At 74.1% G+C, this 20,540-nt stretch carries 13 protein-coding genes, 1 tRNA gene and 1 pseudogene; 6 read left to right on the forward strand and 9 right to left on the reverse strand.

Annotation, left to right across the window (positions count from 1 at the left end):
• Positions 1 to 760 precede the first annotated feature (760 nt).
• Entirely contained in the window at positions 761 to 3,658 is a 2,898-nt protein-coding gene (locus tag SNR22_RS06115; protein ID WP_320065646.1) for a glycoside hydrolase family 48 protein, read from the forward strand.
• Positions 3,659 to 3,963: 305 nt separating this feature from the next.
• Here SNR22_RS06115 and SNR22_RS06120 read toward each other — a convergent pair whose 3' ends face one another.
• Positions 3,964 to 4,740, reverse strand: a complete 777-nt coding sequence (locus SNR22_RS06120) for a DUF3159 domain-containing protein (protein WP_320065476.1) — start codon at positions 4,738 to 4,740, stop codon at positions 3,964 to 3,966.
• A gap of 85 nt (positions 4,741 to 4,825) precedes the next feature.
• Here SNR22_RS06120 and SNR22_RS06125 point away from each other — a divergent pair, with 85 nt between their 5' ends.
• Positions 4,826 to 5,713 (forward strand): phosphatase PAP2 family protein, encoded by an 888-nt coding sequence (locus SNR22_RS06125; protein WP_320065477.1) that lies wholly within the window; start codon positions 4,826 to 4,828, stop codon positions 5,711 to 5,713.
• A gap of 10 nt (positions 5,714 to 5,723) precedes the next feature.
• On the opposite strand, the gene SNR22_RS06130 is transcribed toward SNR22_RS06125, so the two are convergent.
• Positions 5,724 to 6,176, reverse strand: a complete 453-nt coding sequence (locus SNR22_RS06130) for a YbhB/YbcL family Raf kinase inhibitor-like protein (protein WP_320065478.1) — start codon at positions 6,174 to 6,176, stop codon at positions 5,724 to 5,726.
• A gap of 96 nt (positions 6,177 to 6,272) precedes the next feature.
• Here SNR22_RS06130 and SNR22_RS06135 point away from each other — a divergent pair.
• A pseudogene (locus SNR22_RS06135) lies at positions 6,273 to 6,485 on the forward strand (maleylpyruvate isomerase N-terminal domain-containing protein); the annotation flags it as partial.
• 164 nt (positions 6,486 to 6,649) lie between these two features.
• Here SNR22_RS06135 and SNR22_RS06140 read toward each other — a convergent pair.
• Positions 6,650 to 7,495, reverse strand: coding sequence for a DUF1028 domain-containing protein (locus tag SNR22_RS06140; RefSeq protein WP_320065479.1), 846 nt, complete (start codon positions 7,493 to 7,495; stop codon positions 6,650 to 6,652).
• Between the two features lie 92 nt (positions 7,496 to 7,587).
• Between SNR22_RS06140 and SNR22_RS06145 the strand changes: the two genes are divergently transcribed.
• Together SNR22_RS06145 and SNR22_RS06150 are read left to right on the forward strand one after the other, a co-directional pair.
• Positions 7,588 to 8,562 (forward strand): LLM class F420-dependent oxidoreductase, encoded by a 975-nt coding sequence (locus SNR22_RS06145; RefSeq protein ID WP_320065647.1) that lies wholly within the window; start codon positions 7,588 to 7,590, stop codon positions 8,560 to 8,562.
• Positions 8,559 to 9,350: an SDR family oxidoreductase gene (locus SNR22_RS06150; RefSeq protein WP_320065480.1), complete on the forward strand. Its 792-nt coding sequence runs from the start codon at positions 8,559 to 8,561 to the stop codon at positions 9,348 to 9,350. Before SNR22_RS06145 ends, SNR22_RS06150 begins: the two co-directional genes overlap by 4 nt.
• Before the next feature lie 73 nt (positions 9,351 to 9,423).
• On the opposite strand, the gene SNR22_RS06155 is transcribed toward SNR22_RS06150, so the two are convergent.
• The 5 genes from SNR22_RS06155 to SNR22_RS06175 all read right to left on the reverse strand — a co-directional run bounded on the left by SNR22_RS06155 (position 9,424) and on the right by SNR22_RS06175 (position 18,743).
• The gene (locus SNR22_RS06155; protein WP_413775599.1) at positions 9,424 to 11,862 is read right to left on the reverse strand and encodes a transglutaminaseTgpA domain-containing protein; all 2,439 of its coding nucleotides are present in this window, start codon (positions 11,860 to 11,862) and stop codon (positions 9,424 to 9,426) included.
• Positions 11,838 to 13,127 carry a DUF58 domain-containing protein gene (locus SNR22_RS06160; protein WP_320065481.1) on the reverse strand — a complete coding sequence of 430 codons (1,290 nt, stop codon included), beginning with the start codon at positions 13,125 to 13,127 and terminating at the stop codon, positions 11,838 to 11,840. Before SNR22_RS06160 ends, SNR22_RS06155 begins: the two co-directional genes overlap by 25 nt.
• Before the next feature lie 16 nt (positions 13,128 to 13,143).
• On the reverse strand, positions 13,144 to 14,145 hold the full coding sequence (locus tag SNR22_RS06165; RefSeq protein ID WP_320065482.1) for a MoxR family ATPase: 1,002 nt from the start codon (positions 14,143 to 14,145) through the stop codon (positions 13,144 to 13,146).
• A gap of 27 nt (positions 14,146 to 14,172) precedes the next feature.
• A complete protein-coding gene (locus SNR22_RS06170; protein ID WP_320065483.1) occupies positions 14,173 to 16,803 on the reverse strand; it encodes a fibronectin type III domain-containing protein in 2,631 nt (876 codons plus the stop codon).
• Positions 16,804 to 16,955: 152 nt separating this feature from the next.
• Positions 16,956 to 18,743: a fibronectin type III domain-containing protein gene (locus tag SNR22_RS06175; RefSeq protein WP_320065484.1), complete on the reverse strand. Its 1,788-nt coding sequence runs from the start codon at positions 18,741 to 18,743 to the stop codon at positions 16,956 to 16,958.
• Between the two features lie 220 nt (positions 18,744 to 18,963).
• On the opposite strand from SNR22_RS06175, the gene SNR22_RS06180 reads away from it, so the two are divergent.
• Positions 18,964 to 19,047: transfer RNA gene (locus SNR22_RS06180), tRNA-Leu, on the forward strand.
• 22 nt (positions 19,048 to 19,069) lie between these two features.
• Here the strand turns inward: SNR22_RS06180 and SNR22_RS06185 are convergent.
• The gene (locus tag SNR22_RS06185; protein ID WP_320065485.1) at positions 19,070 to 20,440 is read right to left on the reverse strand and encodes a recombinase family protein; all 1,371 of its coding nucleotides are present in this window, start codon (positions 20,438 to 20,440) and stop codon (positions 19,070 to 19,072) included.
• Positions 20,441 to 20,540 lie beyond the last annotated feature (100 nt).

Raw genomic sequence — 20,540 nt, forward strand, 5'->3', positions numbered from 1 at the left:
AGGTGGCGGTCGGGGGAGGTGAGGTGTCCGCCGACGTGCGCCGACAGCGAGCGAGGCCGGCCGGGTGGCGTGAGACGCCTGACCCGTCGGCCTCTTTTCCCATCGTGGCAGGGGGTTTAGTGTGGGGACGGAGGAGGGCAACCCCCGTCCCCACCTTTGATGCAAACACGCACGAGTGGAATTGGCGTCCTGCCGTGCGTGTCGCGCGGGAGCCGGGCCACGCGAGTGGCTCTGGTTCTACCTCCCTCCATTGCCGGTGGGTGGTGGCTGGCGGCGGCGTCCGGGCTGGCCCGCCGTCAGCCTTCGGGTGGTGTGCCGAGACCGCCGCGGACGACGACCCCGGTCGACATATCTGTGGATCTCCGTCGATGGAAGCGCTCCCATCGGCGATGCTGCGACTGTAACGCCCGTCACGGGTTTGTGAAAGACCCCTAACGAGATCGAAACATCTAACTGCTTCTTGCGGAGCGCTCCTTGTTGTGGGAGCGCTTCCATGCCACACTGTCGAACACCGCGACAAGGAGCCAGCTCGCGTGAGCGCGGGTCGCCGAGGGCATCCGGGTCTTCCGGACGGCACCCCAGGAGGACGGACAGACGCTGCGTGCCGGCGCCGGCGCCACCGTCCTGCGAACCCGGCCGGGCCGGATCGACCACCATCCCGAGCGCCTCCGTCCCCCCGTGCGAGCAGCACGTGGAGGCGTCTCCGCCGGGGCCCCGCGGCCCCGGCCTGGTCCGAGGAGACACCGCGCACATGAGACTCATGGCAAGACGTCGCCGAACGGCGATGCTCGCCGCCGCCACGTTGGTCGTCGGCGGGGTCGCCCTGCCGGCCGGCGCCGCGCAGGCCGCCCCGGCCTGCGACGTGGTCTACGCCACCAACGACTGGGGCAGCGGCTTCACCGCCAACGTCACCATCAAGAACCTGGGCGACGCCATCAACGGCTGGGCGCTCAAGTGGACGTTCCCCAACAGCACCCAGCGGGTGGTCCAGGGCTGGTCGGCGAAGTACAGCCAGTCGGGCAGCGAGGTGACCGCGACCAACGAGTCGTACAACGGCAGCCTCGGCACCGGGGCGTCGACCACCATCGGGTTCAACGGCAGCTACTCCAGCAGCAACCCGAAGCCCACGGCGTTCACCCTCAACGGCGTCGCCTGCAACGGCACCCCCTCCAACCAGCCGCCGACCGTCTCCCTCGACGTGCCGACCGGGCCCTTCGAGGCCCCGGCCGACGTCCCGCTGACGGCCACCGCCAGCGACCCCGACGGGACGATCAGCAAGGTCGAGTTCTACCGCAACGGGCTGCTGGTCAACACCGACACCACCGCGCCGTACGGCTACACCCTGGAGGACCTGCCGGCCGGCAGCTACACCGTCCAGGCCAAGGCCTACGACAACGCCAACGGCATCGCCGTCGCCGAGAAGGCGTTCACCGTCGCCGCGGCCTCCGGCCCGAGGCTGGTGGCCACCCCGTCGGCCGTGAGCGTCAACGAGGGTGGCACCGCCGCGTTCAACCTGAAGCTCAGCGCGGCCCCCAGCGCGAACGTCCCGGTGACGCTGACCCGCACCGGTGACGCCGACGTCACCGTCACGCCGGCCTCCGTCACCCTGACGCCGGCCAACTGGAACACCGGCGTCACCGTCACCGTGGCCGCCGCCGAGGACTCCGACACCGCCGGCGGCACCGCCACCGTCACCGCCGCCGGCACCGGCCTCGCCCCCCTGGCCGTCACCGTCACGGAGATCGACAACGATGTCCCCGGCGGGGACAACGTCTACATCACGCGGTTCCTCGACCAGTACGGCAAAATCAAGAACTCGGGCTACTTCAGCCCCGAGGGGGTGCCGTACCACTCGGTCGAGACCCTGATCGTCGAGGCGCCCGACCACGGCCACGAGACCACCTCGGAGGCGTTCAGCTTCTGGCTCTGGCTGGAGGCCCAGTACGGCCGGGTCACCCAGAACTGGGCCCCGTTCAACAACGCCTGGACGGTGATGGAGAAGTACATCATCCCGTCGCACGCCGACCAGCCGACCGCCGGTGCGGCGGGCACCCCGCAGTACGCCGCGGAGCACAACCTGCCCAGCCAGTACCCCTCGGCCCTGGAGGCGTCCGTCCCGGTCGGTGTGGACCCGCTGCGCGCGGAGCTCCAGTCCACCTACGGCACCGGCGACATCTACGGCATGCACTGGCTGCTGGACGTCGACAACACCTACCGCTACGGCCGCTGCGGCGACGGCACCACCAAGCCGGCGTACATCAACACCTTCCAGCGGGGCACCCAGGAGTCGGTGTGGGAGACCGTGCCGCAGCCGTCCTGCGACACGTTCAAGCACGGCGGCCAGTACGGCTACCTCGACCTGTTCGTCAAGGAGTCCGCAGCCCCCGCCAAGCAGTGGAAGTACACCAACGCCCCCGACGCGGACGCCCGCGCCGTGCAGGCCGCGTACTGGGCCCTGACCTGGGCAAAGGCGCAGGGCAAGCAGGCCGACGTCGCCGCCACCGTGGCCAAGGCCGCGAAGATGGGTGACTACCTGCGGTACGCGATGTTCGACAAGTACTTCAAGAAGATCGGCAACTGCGTCGGGGCCTCCGCCTGCCCGGCCGGCACCGGCAAGGACTCGGCGCACTACCTGATGTCCTGGTACTACGCCTGGGGAGGCGCGTACGAGGCCAACCAGAACTGGTCGTGGCGCATCGGCTCCAGCCACAACCACTTCGGCTACCAGAACCCCTTCGCAGCCTGGGCGCTGACCAACGTGCCCGAGCTCAAGCCGCAGTCCCCGACCGCCGTCGCGGACTGGCAGAAGAGCCTCGACCGGCAGTTGGAGTTCTACACCTGGCTCCAGTCCGCCGAGGGCGGCATCGCCGGTGGCGCCACCAACAGCTGGGACGGCAGCTACGCCCAGCCGCCGGCCGGCACCGCCACCTTCTACGGCATGTACTACGACGTCGATCCGGTCTACAACGACCCGCCGTCGAACCAGTGGTTCGGCATGCAGGCGTGGTCGATGCAGCGGATCGCCGAGCTGTACCTGCAGACCGGCAACGCGAAGGCCAAGGCCCTGCTCGACAAGTGGGTGCCGTGGGCGATCGCCAACACCACCGTGGGCACCAACTGGTCCATCCCGTCGGACATGAAGTGGACCGGCCAGCCCACCAACTGGAACCCGGCCAGCCCGCAGCCGAACACCAACCTGCACGTCGAGGTCACCGTGAAGGGCCAGGACGTCGGCGTCGCCGCCGCCTACGCCCGGACCCTGATCGCGTACGCCGCGAAGTCCGGCAACGCGGCGGCCAAGACCACCGCCAAGGGCCTGCTCGACGCGCTGTACGCGGCGAGCGACGCCAAGGGCGTCTCGAAGCCGGAGAAGCGCGGCGACTACAAGCGCTTCGACGACGTCTACGACGCCAGCACCGGCCAGGGCCTCTACGTCCCGTCGGGCTGGACCGGGAAGATGCCCAACGGCGACGCCATCGCCGCCGGCAAGAGCTTCCTCGACATCCGGTCCTTCTACAAGAACGACCCCGACTGGCCGAAGGTGCAGGCATACCTCAACGGCGGCGCGGAGCCGACGTTCAACTACCACCGGTTCTGGGCCCAGGCCGACGTCGCCATGGCGTACGCCGACTACGGAAACCTGTTCCCGAACGGGTGACCCTGATCCTCCGGGTGGGCGGCGCGGCCCGCCCACCCGGAGTCCGGCCGGGCCCGGGGGAACTGAGAGCCCGGCCGGCGGACGGCCTGACTCCCCACGGTCGGGCCGGGACGGGCCGGCCGCCCGGCCGACGCAGCGGACCAGCCGGCCCGTCCCACCGCCCGAAGCCGAACTTGCCGCGAAAATGCTGGGAAAAATATTGGCCGTCGAGGTATCACGAGACGGTCCCCGACGGAGTAACGTACGTGACCGGAGAGGCCGCTCCCCCCGTGGCGGCCTCTCCCTTTACGTCCCGTCCTCTTCCTTCACGTTCCGGCCCGCCGCTCATCCGGCGGCCCGCCGGGTTCCCGGGAGAACCGCGCCGTGTTCCCGGCAGCGCCCGTCGCGGCCGACGGCGGGGCGGGCGCGGTGACCGGGTGCCGCAGCCCCGGATGCCCGGCCGGCAGCGACCGGCGAATCACCAGCCAGCTTCCCGCCAGCGCCGCCGCCACCAGCGGCCAGGTCAGCGCGACCCGCATGACCACCAGCGCCACCACCTGCCCGCCGAGGTAGAGCGGCACGAAGACCGCGACCCGCAGCACATAGCTGGCCGCCCACACCCAGCTCGCCCGCGAGTAGGCCCGCAGCAGCGCCGGATCGCGCCGCCACCGGCCCCGCTGGCGCAACGCGGCACCCGCCACCACGCCCAGCAGCGGCCAGCGAACCACGATGCTGACGATCCAGGCCAGCGCGCTGGCCGCGTTCGACAGCACCTGGATGAGGAAGAAGTCGGCGGCCCGCCCGGTGCGCAACGCGATCAGCGCGGCCACGCAGACCGCCAGCAGGCCGATCAGCACCGAGCGCGGCCGGTGCCCCCGGCGCAGTCGCCACCCCGCCACGGCCGTGCCGGCCAGCACGGCGGCGGCCACCCCGCCGAGCAGCGAGTGGCCGGTGACCAGCCAGCCGACGGCGAACGCCACCGGCGGCAGGGTGGCGTCGACCGCGCCCCGGCGGCCGCCGAGCAGGTCCGCAAGCGACTCCGGGCGGTCGGCGGGAAGCGCCGGACGGGTGGACGGCCCCTCGGGCGTGGGTGTGGCGGTCACCGGTAACCTCCTGTCGGTCCGCCCCAAACTAACGCCAGGATGCCGGCGGGCCACCGGGAGGCGCTCCCGGGCGTGCCGCTACGGTGTGCGGGTGCGTGCGACGGCGAGGGGTTGGACGGCAGTCTGGTTGGTCGTACTGGCCCTGGCCCAGACGGCCGCTTTCGTCGTGTTGTGGCGGGCCGCTCTGCACACCGAGCTCGGCCAGTGGCTCGACACGGTGGCGTTGACCGGCAACCAGATCGGCCAGGACACCATCGCCTCGCCGGTCAACCGCATCCTCAACACCATGTCGGCGCTGTCGTTGCTGGTGGCGACCGCGGTGATCGGCTTCATCGCGTTGATCCGCCGTCGGGTCGCGCTGGCCATCACCGCCACGCTGCTGATCGCCGGGGCGAATGTGACCACCCAACTGCTGAAACACGCCCTGGTGCGCCCCGAGTTCGGCATCGACCCCGAGCGGACCGCCGCCGGCAACAGTCTGCCCAGCGGGCACACCGCCGTGGCGGCGTCCGTGGCCCTCGCGCTGATCCTGGTGCTCCCGCCCACGGTGCGGGTGCTCGGCGCGTTCGTCGGCGCCGGATACGCGGCCATCGCCGGGGTGGCGACCCTGTCCGCCGGCTGGCACCGCCCGAGCGACGCCGTGGCGGCGTTCCTGGTGGTCGGGGTCTGGGCGGCGCTGGCCGGCCTGCTGCTGCTGGTCACCCAGCGGGAACAGGCCCAGGTGGAGGCGGCCGACGCCCACCGCGTCGCCGCCGTGGTGCTCGGCCTGGCCGGCGCACTGGCCGTGGTCTCGTCGGCGCTGGCGCTGTCCTGGCTGGTCGACCTGCCCCGGCTGGATCCCGAGGGCATGGGCCGCCGCTCGCTCTTCGTCGGCTACGCCGGCAGCGCCGCCGGTATCGCCGGCACCATGGCGATCGTCGCGGCGCTGCTGCTGGCCGTCGTGCACCGGCTCGTCCCCCGGATCAAGGGCTGACCCGCGTGGATCAGCGGCGGTAGGTGCCGACCATGGTGCCGCTGGCGATCTCCCGGCCGTCCAGTGCCCGGTGCACGTCGCCTACGGCGGGCGCGGCGGGCAGCTCCAGCGGTTGGCCCAGCGCATACAGCCGGAAGAAGTAGCGGTGCGCGTCCTCGCCCTGCGGCGGGTGCGGGCCACCCCAGCCGGACGCGCCGAACCCGTTCGGCCACTCCCGCCCGCCGTCGGGCACCGCGCCCTCGGCCACCCCGCCGGAGTCCGGCGTGATGCCGGTGACCAGCCAGTGCACGAACGGCTCCCGTCCCGCGTCCGGGTCCTCGACGAGCAGCACCAGCTCCCGCGCCGAGTCCGGGACGTCGGCCCACTGCAACGGCGGCGACACATTCCCACCGTCGCGGGCGAAGCGTCCCGGCAACTGGTCATGATCGGTGAACCCGGTGCTGCGCAGCATGATGCCGGCCATCTCTGGGCGCCCCTCTCCTCGTCCGGGCGCGCCTACCCGCCGGGGACGGCGCGAAACGGCCCGTGAGAGGGTTCGCCGGTGACGCGGGGGAGGGCCATGCCGACGGTACGGGCGGCGTTCCGCGCCGAGTGCGCGACGCTGGGCGCGGTCCTGCGCGGCCTGAGCCCCGCCGACCTGGACCGGCCCACCGGATGCCCGCCCTGGACCGTACGGGAGCTGATCGCCCACGTCAGCACCGGAGCCGGCCGCCTCACCGGCATGCTCGCCGCGCCGGCCCCCGGCGTCGCCGAGGTGGACGCCGCCGGATACCTCGCTGGGACTGGTGGGGCCAGTGGCCGGGTGCCGCTCACCGGCCGGGAACGAGCTGTGCTCGCCGGCGCCGGGGTGCGCTGGCCCGCCTTCGGCGGCTACCGGCCTGGCCCGCCTGGGCATGGCCCGGGTAGCGCCAGGGCGGTGGGATCGCCGGGCTCCGGTCAGACGCTGTCGGGGGCGGCGCGGCGCAGGTGCGCCAGGACGATCGGGTCGATCCGGCCGGGAACCAGGCGTTGCTCCAGGTTCTCCACGCCCGCCCAGGAGTCCAGTGCGTCGTACACCCCGGCCGCCCCGACCGGATGCCCGGCGGCGGCCAGCAGCGCGGTGACCTCCCCGGCCAGCGGGCCGGTCAGGTCGAGCAGCGTCGCCGGGTCCGGCCTGCCGAACAGCAGCGTGTGCGCGTCGAGCAGCCGGCCCAGCTCCGCCACCGGATCGGGATGGTCGTCGACTCGCAGGTCGACCAGGTTGTCGCCGGTGCCCGCGTACCCGCCGCGCCGCTCGACCACGAACAGGCCGGCGCTCTGCCGGCCCCGCCGGTCGCCCCCGGCCTCGTCACCGGCGCGCAGCGCGGCGAGCAGCCGGGCCGGCAGCGGCAGCGCCGCCCCGGCCAGCCAGGCGTCCCGGACGGCGTCGATGACGTGCGGGCCAGCCAGGATGTTGCCCTGGGCCGCCCAACCGTCCCCGGCCTGGCCGCCGGCCCAGCCGTAGCATCCCGGGCCGGTCCAGGTCGCCCCGTCGCCGCCCGTCCCGACCACGCCGAGCTGACGGTCGTCGCGCCCTGGGTCGGCGGCCACCAGACCGGCGACCACGTCGGCGGCGGTTGCCCCGGTACGCAGCAGCGCCAGCCCCTGCTCCCGGTAGGCGAGGTTGACGTGCGCCTGGGTGGCCAGCGCGCCGACCTGTGCCGCTGCGGCCGGCACCAGCGCCCCGGCGGCGAGGAACCTGCTGGCCACGGCGACGCCGTGCTGCCGGCCGTCAGCGGAGCGGCCCACGATCGAGAAGGTCACCCGAGGAGGTTAGCGCCGTCGGGCCACCCGGCGGCGCCTTGCCGAGAAGCCCGGGCAGCGGGCAGGATCGACCGGTGACGAATCGATGGGGCATGACCGTGCCGCTCAGTGGCATTCCGCTGGTCGACCACGCCGCCGTCTACGCGGCCCTGCACGAGGCGGGCTTCACCGACGTCTGGTCGTCCGAGGTGAACGGGGCCGACGCGTTCACTCCGCTGGCGCTTGCCGCCGCCTGGCAGCCCGGCCTGCGGCTCGGCACCGCGATCGCCCCGGTCTTCACCCGGGGGCCGGGACTGCTGGCGATGAGTGCCGCCGCGCTCGCCGAGGCCGCCCCCGGCCGGTTCGCGCTCGGCATCGGCGCGTCCTCGCCGGTGGTGGTCCAGGACTGGAACGGCGTGCCCTTCGACGAGCCCTTCAAGCGCACCCGGGACGTGCTGCGCTTCCTGCGGGCCGCCCTGGCCGGGCAGAGCGTCGACGGCGCGTACGACACCTTCGCGGTGCGCCGGTTCACCCTGGACCGGCCGCCCGCCGTGCCGCCGGCGCTGCTGCTGGCCGCCCTGCGACCGGGAATGTTGCGGCTGGCCGCGGCCGAGGCGGACGGGGTGATCCTCAACTGGCTCGCCGCCGACGACGTGCCGACCGTCCTCGCCGAGCTGGGGCAGCGGCGGGACGGGTTCGAGGTGGTGACCCGGATCTTCGTCTGTCCCACCTCCGATGCCGCGCATGCCCGCGCACTCGGCCGCCGACTGATCACCAGTTACCTCTCCGTGCCCGCGTACGCGCAGTTCCACCGCTGGCTGGGCCGGGCGGAGACGCTGGAGCCGATGTGGCGGGCCTGGGCGGCCGGCGACCGGCGCGGGGCGGGGGCCGCCGTGCCCGACGAGGTCGTCGATGCGCTGGTGCTGCACGGCTCGCCCGAGCACTGCCGCGAGCAGGTCCGCCGGTACGCCGACGCCGGTGTGGACGTACCGGTGCTGGCCCTGCTGCCCACCCCCGAGCTGGCCGGCGGCGGCGCGGCGGCGCTGGGTGACCTGATCGCGCGCCTGGGCGGGGGCGAGCCGCGGTGAACCTGACCGACCGGATCGTGGTGATCACCGGCGGGGCCGGCGGCATCGGCTCCGCCCTGGCCCGCCGTTTCGCCGCCGAGGGGGCCGCCGCCGTGGTGGTGGCCGACCTCGACGTCGACGCGGCCCGCGCGGTGGCCGACCGCGTCGGCCCGGTCGCCCACGCCGTCGAGCTGGACGTGACCGACGAGGAGCAGGTCCGCGCGCTGGTCGCCGACACTGAGCGGCGGTACGGGCGGATCGACCTGTTCTGCGCGAACGCGGGTGTCATCTCCGGCGGTGGGATGGAGGTCGACGACGCCGGCTGGGATCGGCTCTGGCGGGTGAACGTGCTCTCCCACGTCTACGCCGCCCGGGCGGTGCTTCCGGCGATGCTCGCCCGGGGCAGCGGCTACCTGCTGCACACCTGCTCGGCGGCGGGCGTGCTGACCTCCGTCGGCGACGCCCCGTACGCCGCGACCAAGCACGCCGCCGTCGGCTTTGCCGAATGGCTCTCCATCACCTACCGCGACGAGGGGGTCCGGATCAGCGCGCTCTGCCCGCAGGGGGTGGACACGCCGATGCTCGCCGACGGCCTGGCCACCGGCCACCTGGGCGCCCGGGTCATCGCCGCGTCCGGCCCGGTGCTCACCGCGGACCAGGTCGCCGACTCGGTGGTCGCCGGCCTCGCCGAGGAGCGCTTCCTCATCCTCCCGCACCCCGAGGTCGCCGACTACGCCCGGCGCAGGGCGGAGGACCCGGACGGCTGGCAGTCCGGCCTCCGCAAGCTCGTCCGTCGCCTCCGCTCCTAGCTTCGCCGCGTCGCGGCCCCGCGCACTGCCGTCGCTCGACCGTAATCCCACTCGCGGCCCGGTTGGTGCGGGCTCAGTGGTGCCAGCGGAGCGGGCCGGGGTGGACGGACCAGAGGAGGCGGCGCCATCGGGGGCGGCCGGCGCGCAGCGCGGCGACGTAGTCGTTGGCGGTCGCGACGGCCCGGGCGGCCTGCTCGGCAGTGGCCGTGCCGGGGGCGAAGGCCATCTGATTGAGCAGACCGGCCAGCTCCGTCAGCCGTGCGTCGAGTCCCCCGGCACCTGCCGTGGTGCCTGGTGGGCCAACGCCTGCCGGGGCGGCACCGGCGTCGGCGGCCGGGACGGACGTGGGTCCGGCACCGGCGTCGGTGACGGCCCGGTGGGCATGGGCGGCGACCTCGGAGGCGGAGAGGTCGCCACCGACCGGCCGGCCGGCCAGCCGCAGCGCGTCGGTGACCTCCCGCCAGGCGCCGGCGATCCGCTGGCCGGGGTCGCCCCGTTCCAGCCGCTCACGGGTCCGCGCCCGGCGCATCAGCAGCAGCGTGAGCAGCGCGGCCACGACCAGCAGCAACGTGCCGCCCGTCGCGCCGCCCACCAGCAGCGCCGTCGACGGGCCACCAGCCTCGGCCGGCCCGCCCGGCCCGGCCACCGGCTCCGGCGTCGCGGTCGGCTCGACCGTCGGCTCCGGCATTTCCGACGGGGGCGGATCCTCCGGCTTCGGGCGGAAGTCCTCCTCCACCGGGCGCGGCTCGTCATCGGGCCGGGGCAGCGGGTCGAACGGCACCCAGCCGAGGCCGGAGAAGAGCACCTCCGGCCAGGCGTACGCGTCGCCGGCCCGGACCGGACCGTCGCCGGCGGCACGGAAGCCCACCACCACCCGGGTCGGCAGCCCGGTCAACCTGCCCAGCACGGCGAACGCCGCCGCGAACTGCTCGGAGGTGCCCCGCTGGCCGCCCGCGTTGCGCGGTCCGAAGAGGAAGAAGTTCAGATTCGGGTACGCGTGCCCGCTCGGCGCATCCGCCACCATCCGGTAGTGCTCGGCGAGGAACTGCTCGATCGCCGCCGCCCGCGCGTACGGTGCGCCGTTCTCCTCGGCGAGTTGGGCGGCGAGGCGGCGCACCGGGTCGGGCACCCCGTCGGCCACCCGCAGCACCCGGGCAACCTCCTCCCCGGCCGGCACGTCGGCCATGCCGAGCAGGTTGTCGTCCGGCCGTTCGGCCGTCGAGGTGACCGCGTACCGCAGCCCCGGCGTCAGCCCCTCCGGCCGGATCAGCGTCCCCGTCTGCGGGTCGTACGCCACCCGGGCGCCGCTGACCTCGCGCGGGGTGGCCACCGCGGGCAGCAGCCGACCGCTCAGGTCCGCGACGGTGATCTCCTGCCGGACCGTCTCCACCGTCGCCCCGGGCGCCGGCTCGACCGCCGGGAGGATCCGGCCTGCGTTGCGGTACGTCGCACCGACCCGCCAGGTCACCCCGTCGTAGTCGCTGAGCACCGCCAGCCGGATCCGCACCGACCGCCGCTCGTCACCGCCCCCGGGGCCGTCACCGTCGCCCGGGCCGCCGTCGCCCGCATCGCCGTCGCCCGTCGGATCGCCTGACGCTGACGGGTCTGGGTCTGGGCCGTCCGAGCGGGCGTCGGGGCGCCGCGTCTCTACCTCCAGCAGCTTCTGCTCCGGGTTCAGCGCCCAGCCGGAGATCCGGATCAGCGGGTTCTCGTCCAACGACTCCACCTGCGGTGGCTCCACGTACCGCCGGGGGTCCACCGGCCGCTTGTCGATCTGCCCGGCCAGCACCGGACCGAGCAGGGCGGCCAGCCCCACCACCACGACCAGCCCGGCGGCGGCGGTCGCGGCGAGCCGGGCCCGTACCGCCGCCCGTGCCCCGGGAGCCAGCCCGGCGGTCGGGTCCGGGCCCGACGGACCCGGCCCCTTGGACGGCACGGCCAACCCGAGCGCGGCGGTCGCCGCGAAGGCCACCGTCGGCCAGATCGCCGGGTCCGCGTTCGGCCCGACCACGTACACCGCCCCGGCATAGAGCAGCGTCGGCGGCAGGCACCCCAGCAGCACCCGGCCCGCCCGCAGCGCCACCTCCGCAGCCGCCAGCCCGGCCAGCCACACCGCGACCAGCGGCACCAGCACGGTGTCCGGGGTCGGCTCGACCGGGATCATCGCGGTCAGCAGCCGGGGGATGCCGTTGCGCGCCGCGTCCGCCGACACCTCGGCCAGCGAACCCGGCAGCCCGGCGGCGTCGGCGGACAACTTCAGCGACCACGCCGTGAAGCCCGCCATGGCGGCCACCGACAGCGGCGCGACCAGCCAGGACGGCAGCCGCCTGGCGGCCACGCTGACCAGCACCGAGCCGGCTGCCGCGAGCACCACCAGTCGGGTCAGCAGGCCCCCCGCGTACACCCGGCCGAGCACCACACCGGTCAGCGCGACCATCGTGACCAGGGCGAGCGGAAGCGGCACGGCCCGCAATGCCCGGAGCACCCTCACCACCGGCGGACCCTGTCCCACTCGGCCGCGAACGCGGCCGCGTCGGCCGCGTCGACGACCACCATCCCGGCCGGGGCGGAGGGCGCCGGCCGGGTCGCCGCCCCGAACACCCCCACCAGCACCGACGGGTACGCCCCGCGCAGCGCACCGAGGTGCCCCAGGTCGCCCCGGCCATCCGGCCCGGTGAGGAAGACCAACGTGTCGCCGAGCCGTTGCTGACGCAGCCGGGCCGTCGCGGCGCGCAGCGCCGACCCGGCGTCCCCGGCGTCCAGCCGCACGGCGGCGAGCCGGTCCAACGGCCCGCTGCCCGCGTCGACCGGCTCTCCGGCAGCCGGCGCGGCGACCCGGCCGCGCAGACGTTTCGCGACCGGTGTGCTCATTCGCTCCGCGAACCGGGTGCTCGGCCGTCCCGCCGACCGCGCGCGCGGTCGATCACCGGTCGGCGCCCCCGCCCCGTCCTCGGTGGGCCGCTCCGCCGCGACCAGCAGCAGCACCACCGGCAGGTCGGCGCGCAGCGCCGCCGTCAGCACCGACGCCGCCGCCTCGCAGGCCGACTCGAACGACTCCGGGTCGGGGTGGGCGGCGGCCCGGTCGTCCAGCAGCACCACGATCCGGGGCAGACTGGTGTCCACGTTCTCCCGCACCATCAGCTCGCCCACCCGGGCGCTGGTGCGCCAGTGCACCCGGCGCAGCTCATCGCCGACCACGTACTGCCGCAGCGAGTCGAAGGTGATCGACCCGTGCGGCACCCCGTCCACCCGGCCGTCGAGGCTGCGCCCCGCCCCGGTCGGCACCGCCGTCAGCGGGTGGACGCGCGGGTGCACCCACACCGGCACCGTCCCCGCGTACGAGCGGGCCAGCGCCACCAGCCCGAGCGGGTCGCGCCGGGTCACCCGCAGCGGCCCGACCGGCACCACCCCCCGCCGGTCGGTCGGCACGTCGTAGCCGACCGTGGTGTCCCGCCCCGGGCGCAGCCGCAGCACCGGCACCGGCACGCCCCGGTCGCCGCAGCGGTCCTCGGCCAGCAGGTTCGCCGCCCGCAGCCGCCCCACGTTGCGCACCGTCAGCACCATCCGCGCCGGTGCGCCCCGCGACACCCGGTCCGGGTCGGCGTGCCGGGTCACCGCCAGCCGGGGCCGCCACAGCGCCACCAGCAGGGCGTACCCGACCGCGACGGCGGCCGCCACGCCGAGCAGCATCAGCTCCGGGTACGCGAACCGGAACCCGGTGACGAGCAGCGCCACGGCGGCCACGAGCAGCCCGACGCCCCGGGCGGTGATCCCCACGTCTGTACGGCCCGACTCAGCCCTGGGCCGGGGCCGGGACGACCTGACCCGACGGCAGCGGCACCGGCACCGAGGCCACCGCCTGGCGCAGCACCTCGGCGGCGGTCACCCCGCGCACCTGCGCGTCCGAGGTGAGTAGCAGCCGGTGCGCGAAGACCGGCTCGGTCAGTGCCTTCAGGTCCTCCGGCATGATCCAGCCCCGCCCGTCGATCAGCGCGTACGCGCACGCCGCCCGGGTCAGCGCGATCACCCCCCGAGGGCTCACCCCCACCCGCACCTGCGGATGGCTGCGGGTCGCCGCGGCCAGCCGGACCGCGTACGCGTACAGCGGCTCGGCGATGTGCACCCGCCGGGCCACCTGCACCATCTCGCCGACCGTGTCGGTGTCGGTGATCGCGGACAGCGCCTCGGGGGAGCGGACCGTCGCCCCGCGCAGCACCTCCACCTCGACCGCCTCGTCGGGGTAGCCGATGGAGAGCTTCACCAGGAACCGGTCCAGCTGCGCCTCCGGCAGCCGGTACGTGCCGTCCATCTCCACCGGGTTCTGCGTCGCCACCACCAGGAACGGCTGCGGCACCGGGTGCCGGACCCCGTCCACGGTGACGGTGCGCTCCTCCATCACCTCCAGCAGCGCCGACTGGGTCTTCGGCGACGCCCGGTTGATCTCGTCGGCGATGACGATGTTGGCGAACACCGGCCCCGGGTGGAACTCGAAGCCCCGGGTGGCCTGGTTGAAGATCGTCACCCCGGACACGTCGGAGGGGAGCAGGTCCGGGGTGAACTGGATGCGCCGCCACCGCCCCTCGACGGTGGCGGCGATCGCCCGGGCCAGGGTGGTCTTGCCCACCCCCGGCACGTCCTCCAGCAGCACGTGCCCCTGCGCGAACAGCGCCGTCAGCGCCAGCCGGACCACCTGCGGCTTGCCCAGCACCACCGAGTTGACGTTCTCCGCCAGCCGGGCGGCGAGGGCGGCGAAGCCCTGCACCTCCGGATGGGTGAGCGGTTCTTGGGTGTTCACGGTGGTGCTCCTTGCCTGGTGGCGCGGTCAGCAGGTGGGCAGGACGTTGATGTTGTCGCCGCCCTCGAGGTTGAGCCAGGCCCAGGGGATGTAGTTCTTCCCCTCGAACTCCACCCGCACCCACCAGGTGCTCCGCTTCTGGTCGTTGTAGACGTAGGAGTCGACGTCCTCGCCCTTCACGCGGCAGTACGCCTTCAGCCGCCGGCCCGGCTTGGCCCAGCCGGCCTGCTGGTCGTCGTCCTGCCGGGCGACCTTGAAGACCTCGTTGCCGTTGCGGCCGTCCACTTCCTTGTCGCAGTACGTCCGCTGGTCGTCGGCGGGCCCGTTGTTGCAGGTCGCGATCCCGTAGAGCGCGTCGGTGCCCTGCGCCCGGGTCGCGGTGCCCCGGCCGGCGGCGTTGCTCGCGGTCACCGTGGCCGTGTACTTCGTGCCCGGGGCCAGGCCCGACACGGTCGCGCTGGCGCAGTTCCTCGCGGTGACGGGCGCCTTGCCCGGGACGCTGACCGTGCAGGTCGCCTTCCCGCCCCCGGCGTCCACGGTGAAGGCCACCGTGACCGCCGTGGCCGTCGCCGACGAGCCGGTGACGGTGACCCGGGGCTCGGCGACCGTGCGCGCGGTGGCGGTGGCCTCCGGGCCGGGACCGGCCTCGTTGACCGCCCGCACCGTCACGGTGACGTTCTGCCCGTCGCCCAGGCCGTCCACGGTGGCCCGGGTGTCGGTCACCTCGCTCGCGCGGCCGCCCACATCCACCAGGTATTTCGTGACCGGGCGGCCGTTGGCCGGTGCCGGTGCCCACTGCACCGCCACCGCGCCCGGCTTCTCCGGCACGGTCGCCGCCCGCAGGTCCACCGGCCGGCCGGGCGCGGCGAACGGCACCACGGTGTTGCTCACCGGGGAGGCCGTCGAACCGGCGCCCCGGTCGTTGACCGCAACGACGGTGAACGCGTACTGCGTGCCGTAATCCAGCTCGCCGGCCGGCACCACCAGCTCGGTCTGCCGCGACTCCCCGGCCGGGGCGTTCGCGCCGGCCGAGGTTGCCGTCACCGCGTACTTCGCGATGGTGTTGCCCTGGCCGTCCGCGGCCGGCCACCGCACCAGCACCGTGCCGTCCGGGCGGGCCTCCGCCGTGGCGCTGGCCGGCGGGTCCGGCACCGCCGCGGTCGGCATGACCGGGTTGCTGGTGCGCGCCGGGCCGTCACCCTTGGCATTCACCGCGTGCACCGAGAACCGGTACGTCTCGCCGTTGGTCAGACCGGTGATTTCCACCGACCGCTGGTTGGCGCCCACCTCCCGACGCTGGCCGGCACCCTCCACCACGTACCGGATGATCTCGGCGCCGTTCGCGGCGGCCGGCCGCCAACCCACCCGGGCCTGCGCGTTGCCGGCCGAGGCGGTGACGCTGCCCGGCGCGCTCGGCTTGCCCACCTTCGGCTTCTTCGGCGGGGGCGGCGGCGGGGGCACCGGCGGCGGGTCGCCCCCGAGCACGTCGTTGGCGTACTTGTCGACGTCGCGGACCTGGTGCTTGTCGTCGACCACCCGGGCGGTCGACGAGTCCGGCGCGTTGATGAACAGGCGGTTCTCCCGCACCTCCAACTCGAGCGGGCCGGTCGAGCCCTTACCGCCGATGGTGTTGACGAGCTGCCCGCCGGCGTCGAAGGAGTACACCGTGCCGGTGGCCTCGTCGGCGCAGTAGTAACGATCCGCCCAGGCCACGGCGGGGCCAAGCTTGTCGCCACGGCCCGGCACGGTGAACGACCGCTCCTCGCCGCCGGCACCGATCACGTGCACCGTGCGGTCACCGGGCACCGTCACCGGCACCTTGGGCCCGCTGGTCCGTGCCGGCAGGGTGCCCGGCCCCGCGATCGTCAGCGGCGCCCGGCTGACCTCGCCCCGCTGCACCCGCACCAGCGTCCCGGCCGTGCGGTCGAGGATCGCCACCCCGTCGTCCAGCGTGGAGACGACCAGCTCGTGGGCGGGATCGGCGATCTCGTACGTCTCGATCTTCTTGGGACTGAGACCGGCGTCGGCCGGCGCGGCCGAGGCGGGCTCGGCCGGCAGCTTCGCCGCCGTGACTGCGGAGACGGTGCCCTCCGCGGGGACGGCGATCCAGAGCCGGCCCTTCCCGTCGAACGCCCCACCGGTGATGCCCGGCAGGTAGCGCACCGGCTCGCCGACCGGGGCCAGCGAACGCGGGTCGAGCTGCCGGACGATGCCCTGCACGGCGTCCACCACGAACGCGGCGTCCTCGTGCAGCGCCACGTTGACGCCCAGGCCGGGGGTGGTCCGGGTGGTGGCGGTGATCTGGAGGGTGGCCAGGTCCAGCGAGCTGACCTGCCCGGTGTGCAGATCGCGCAGGATCAGCAGCCGGTCGGTCTGGATGACCTGCATCGGGTGCCGGCGGGCCTCGGGGATCTCCACCCGGGTGTCCACCCGGGCGGTAACGCCGTTGACCCGGGCCATTTCGCTGCGCGTCGCGCTCCACAGCCAACTGCTGGCGTCGTAGTTGGCCACCGCGTTGTCGGCGGCACCCAGCCCGAGGACGGTGAGCCCCATCGCGGCCAGCAGCGCCGCCACCGTGCCGATGGTGACCAGGCCACCCCTCCAGCGACGGCGAGGGGCGGCCGGCCCGGTGCTCACGGCGTCGTCGATGGTGGCCACAAGCGGCTGCCTCCCGTGTCGTCCTGCCCGGCGACGTGCCGGTCACCGGCGACCCTCCCCGGAGCCGGGTGCCATCATATGGCCACGCTGAGACAGGGGAAACCCGCACTGTCCCAGTGTGGACACCCAGCGTGTGCGCTGTGGACGACCGGTCAGCGCGGGGTCGCGGTCGGGTTCCGCTCCGTGCAGACCTGCCCGGAGGTGGCGAACGTGTCGGTGGAGTAGACCGCGAGCACGGTGAAGCAGTAGTCCACCCGGGCGTTGAGGCCGTTGACCGTGTGGCTCGTCCGCCCCGGGTCCACCGTTGCGATCACCCCCAGCTGCTTCCCGGCCCGCCCACCGGCCACCACGAACGGCACCGCGCCGGACGACGGATCCGACCAGGTGAGGGTGATCGTGCTGCTGTCGTCGCGCAGCTTCAGGTCACCCGGCGGGGGACCGCTCAGCGTCGGGCCGGGCGTCGCTGACGGCGGCGTCGCCGCCGGGGGAGCCGCCGAGTCGCGGCCGAAGACCAGCACGGCGACGCCGACCAGGGCCGCGAGCACCACCAGGGCCACCACCACCGCGACGCCGACCACCGTCCGGCCGCGCCCGGCCTTCCCCACCTCCGGGTACGCCGTCTGCCAGGCCTCCTGCGGCGACGGGTAGTCGTCGCCGTCCCGCCAACCCTGCTGCTCGTGCCACGCCTGCCCCTGCCGCCCCGGCTCGGCCGACCCGTCGTGCTCGGCCGACCGTCCGGGTGACGCCTGCCGGGCGTCTGACCGGGGCCACGTCGACACCGGGCCGGCCTCCGCCGGGTCGACGGCCGGACGGATCGATTCGACTTCCGGAGCCGGGTCGGCCGTTGGAGCCGGCGGCGGAGGCGGCGCGAAGCTGCCACTCATCGGGGTGCCGCTCACCGGCGGCCCACTCGCTGGAGCCATCGGTCCGCCGCTGACCGGCGCGGCCTGCGCACCGGCCGTTCGGGCGGCCTCCTCCAGGAGGAGCGCGTCGATCTGTCGTACCGGAATGGTGGGCTTGTCCCAACCGCGGGTCGGACCGGGCGGTGGCGTCGGCTCGACGGGCTGGCGTGCGGCGGGCTCGGCCGGTCGTGGGCGGGGCGCCGGTGGGGCGGACGTCGGCCGGCTGTCGCCGGCCGGGGGACGCGGGGCCGGCACCGCCGGTGGGTACGGCTGCTGCGGTGATGGCGTGGGCCGGGCGCCGGGGGTCGGGGACGGGGGAGCCGGGACCTGCGCCGCCGGAAGCGGAGCCGCCGGGGCCCCCGCCCACGGTGGCGCGGGCTGCCCAGGCGGCAGGTTCAGGCGGGGAGCGGCCTGCTGCGGGGGAGGGAGAGTCCGGGGCGCGGGCGTGGCCCCCTGCGTCGCCGGCGCACGCTGCGGCTCGGGACCACGCTGGGCCGGGGGCCGGGGCGCGGATGGGTCGGGCTGCGGCCTGGGCGGGCCGGGTTGAGGGGCGGGCGGGCCCGGTTGAGCGGTGAACGGGTCGGGCTGCGGGACGGGTCCGGCCGACCCGGGTGCGCCACTGAGGTAGTGCCGCGCTTCGCGTACCGCCGGATGGTCCGCGCCGAGCACGGCGGGCCCGGCGCTGGCGACCCGGGAGTAGTGACGACGGGCCTCGTGCCGGTTGCCCAGCTCCTCGGAGACCGAGGCGAGGTCGAGGGAGAGCGCGAGCATCAGCGGGTCGGCGGGATGCCATCGCCGCTCGCCGGCCGCGAGAGCCTCCTCCAGTACGCGCCGCGCACCGGTCAGGTCGTCGGCCTCGCGGTGCAGGCGGGCCAGCAGGTGCGCGCTGTGCAGCACCTCCGGATGGTCCTCGCCGTAGCTCGCCCGGAGCGGTACGAGCGCGTCGTCCAGCAGCCGACGAGCCCCGGCGAGGTCGCCGGCGGAGCGTTGAGCGAGCGCCCGGTGCTGGAGGGCGGCCAGGGGAGAGGGCTGCGACACAACAGTCATGCTGCCCGGAGAGGGCGGGCCGACGCCACCCGCCCCACCGATCATGCCGCTTTGGAGCCGTTGCCAGCCCTCTGACCTGGGCTAACGGGTGGGTGGGAAGGTGATGTGCATGATCCACCTGGGCCGTGTAAAGTAATGCCCCGTGCAGCCCTCCGGGGCGGCCGACGGTGGTTAGGCCACCTCCGGTCGACACGGTAGGCTGGGCGAGTAGGTCCGGGTGGCGGAATGGCAGACGCGCTAGCTTGAGGTGCTAGTGCCCGTATAGGGCGTGGGGGTTCAAGTCCCCCCTCGGACACGTTAACCCCCACGGGTGGTCTTCACGGTAGATGAAGCGACTCGGTGGGGGTTTCTGCTGACCTGCGCTGGCGCGGGATCGCGGGTAGTCGATGCGTGGTGGCCGTCTCGGAGATCTTTGTGATGGTCAGTGTCCCGCCGATCGCGCAGGTGACGTGGAGCTCGTGTTCGAGTAGCGCGTCGGTGACCGTGTGGGGGTCGGCGGCAGGGATGCCGATCCACTCGGCGAATTGTGTGATTGCTTTGGCTTCGTGGATGTAGACGTTGCGTGGCCGGGGCGCGTCACCTGTTGAGGTGCTGCGGTGGCCGTGGCGGCAGCGGTAGGCGGCGTGCTTGTTGACCCAGTGGGCGTCGAGGATCCGTCCGCATTCCTGGCAGCGGATCAGTCCGGTGAGCAGGTAGCGTCCGCTTTCGTTGTCGGCCGGTGCGGGCCGGGCGTCGGCCTTTTGGGCGGCGACGAAGTCGTGTTCGCTGACCAGCGGCGGATGCGCGAGGTCCCGGGAGATGACCCACTGTTGCATCAGGTTCCAACGCCGTACCTCCGATTGACCGAGCAGATCATCGGCGGAGTCGAGCGGGCCGCGGTCGGTGTGCTGCCGGTTCCAGACTTGCCGGCCGGTGTAGCGAGGGTTGGCCAGGATCGACGCCACCGTGCGCAGTGTCCATCCCGTACCGCTGCGGTGCGGGTTGCGGTCGGGGTCAACGCTGGACGGGCATGGGACGTGCCGGTCGTTGAGGTCGCGGGTGATCACGGCGACGCTGCGCCCGGTGAGGCGTTGGGTGAACATCCACTGCACGTGCGGCGCGGTGGAGGGGTCGGGTTCCAGTCGGTGGGCCACGCGTCCCCACTTGGCGTGGGCCGGGTTCGGGTGCGGTCCTGCCGCCACGAGGCGGTACCCGTACGGCGGCCGGCCGCCGAGATGACGGCCTTGCTCGATCACCTGGGCGCACATGGCCGCCTTCGCCCGAAACCGCGAACGCTGGACCTCCCGCCTGGAGTGCACGCCGAGCAGGGCCAGTAGTGACAGGTGAAGCTCGTTGCCGGCGTCGACCGGGCCGTTGACCTCGGGCAGCCACAGTTGCACCCCGTACAGCTTGAACAGCGGCGCGAGGTCGCGGAACTGGTTGCCGTAGAAGGCCCGCTCGAACTCGCCCACGACCACCGCGTCGAACCCGCGGTCGGGATCGGCCAGGGCTGCAAGCAACCGCGCGGCTTGCGGGCGACGTGGCCAGGGCACCTGCCGCGAGACACCGACGTCGAAGAAGTCGGCCACGATCACGCCCCGCCCGTCGATCATCTCCTCGGCGAAGTCGCGCTGCCACCGCGCCGACGACAACCGATCCTGGAAGTCTCGGGTCGACATCCGCCCGTAGAACGCGAACCGTATACCCACGGGATCTGGTGATGTCGGGCGCCGTGTCCGTAGGCGGCCTCGCTGGTCCGGCTGCCGGAGCCACCAGCCGAGCAGGTCAGGACCGTTCAACTCCGGCGCG

Source organism: Micromonospora sp. RTGN7, assembly GCF_033804645.1.
GTDB lineage: Bacteria > Actinomycetota > Actinomycetes > Mycobacteriales > Micromonosporaceae > Micromonospora.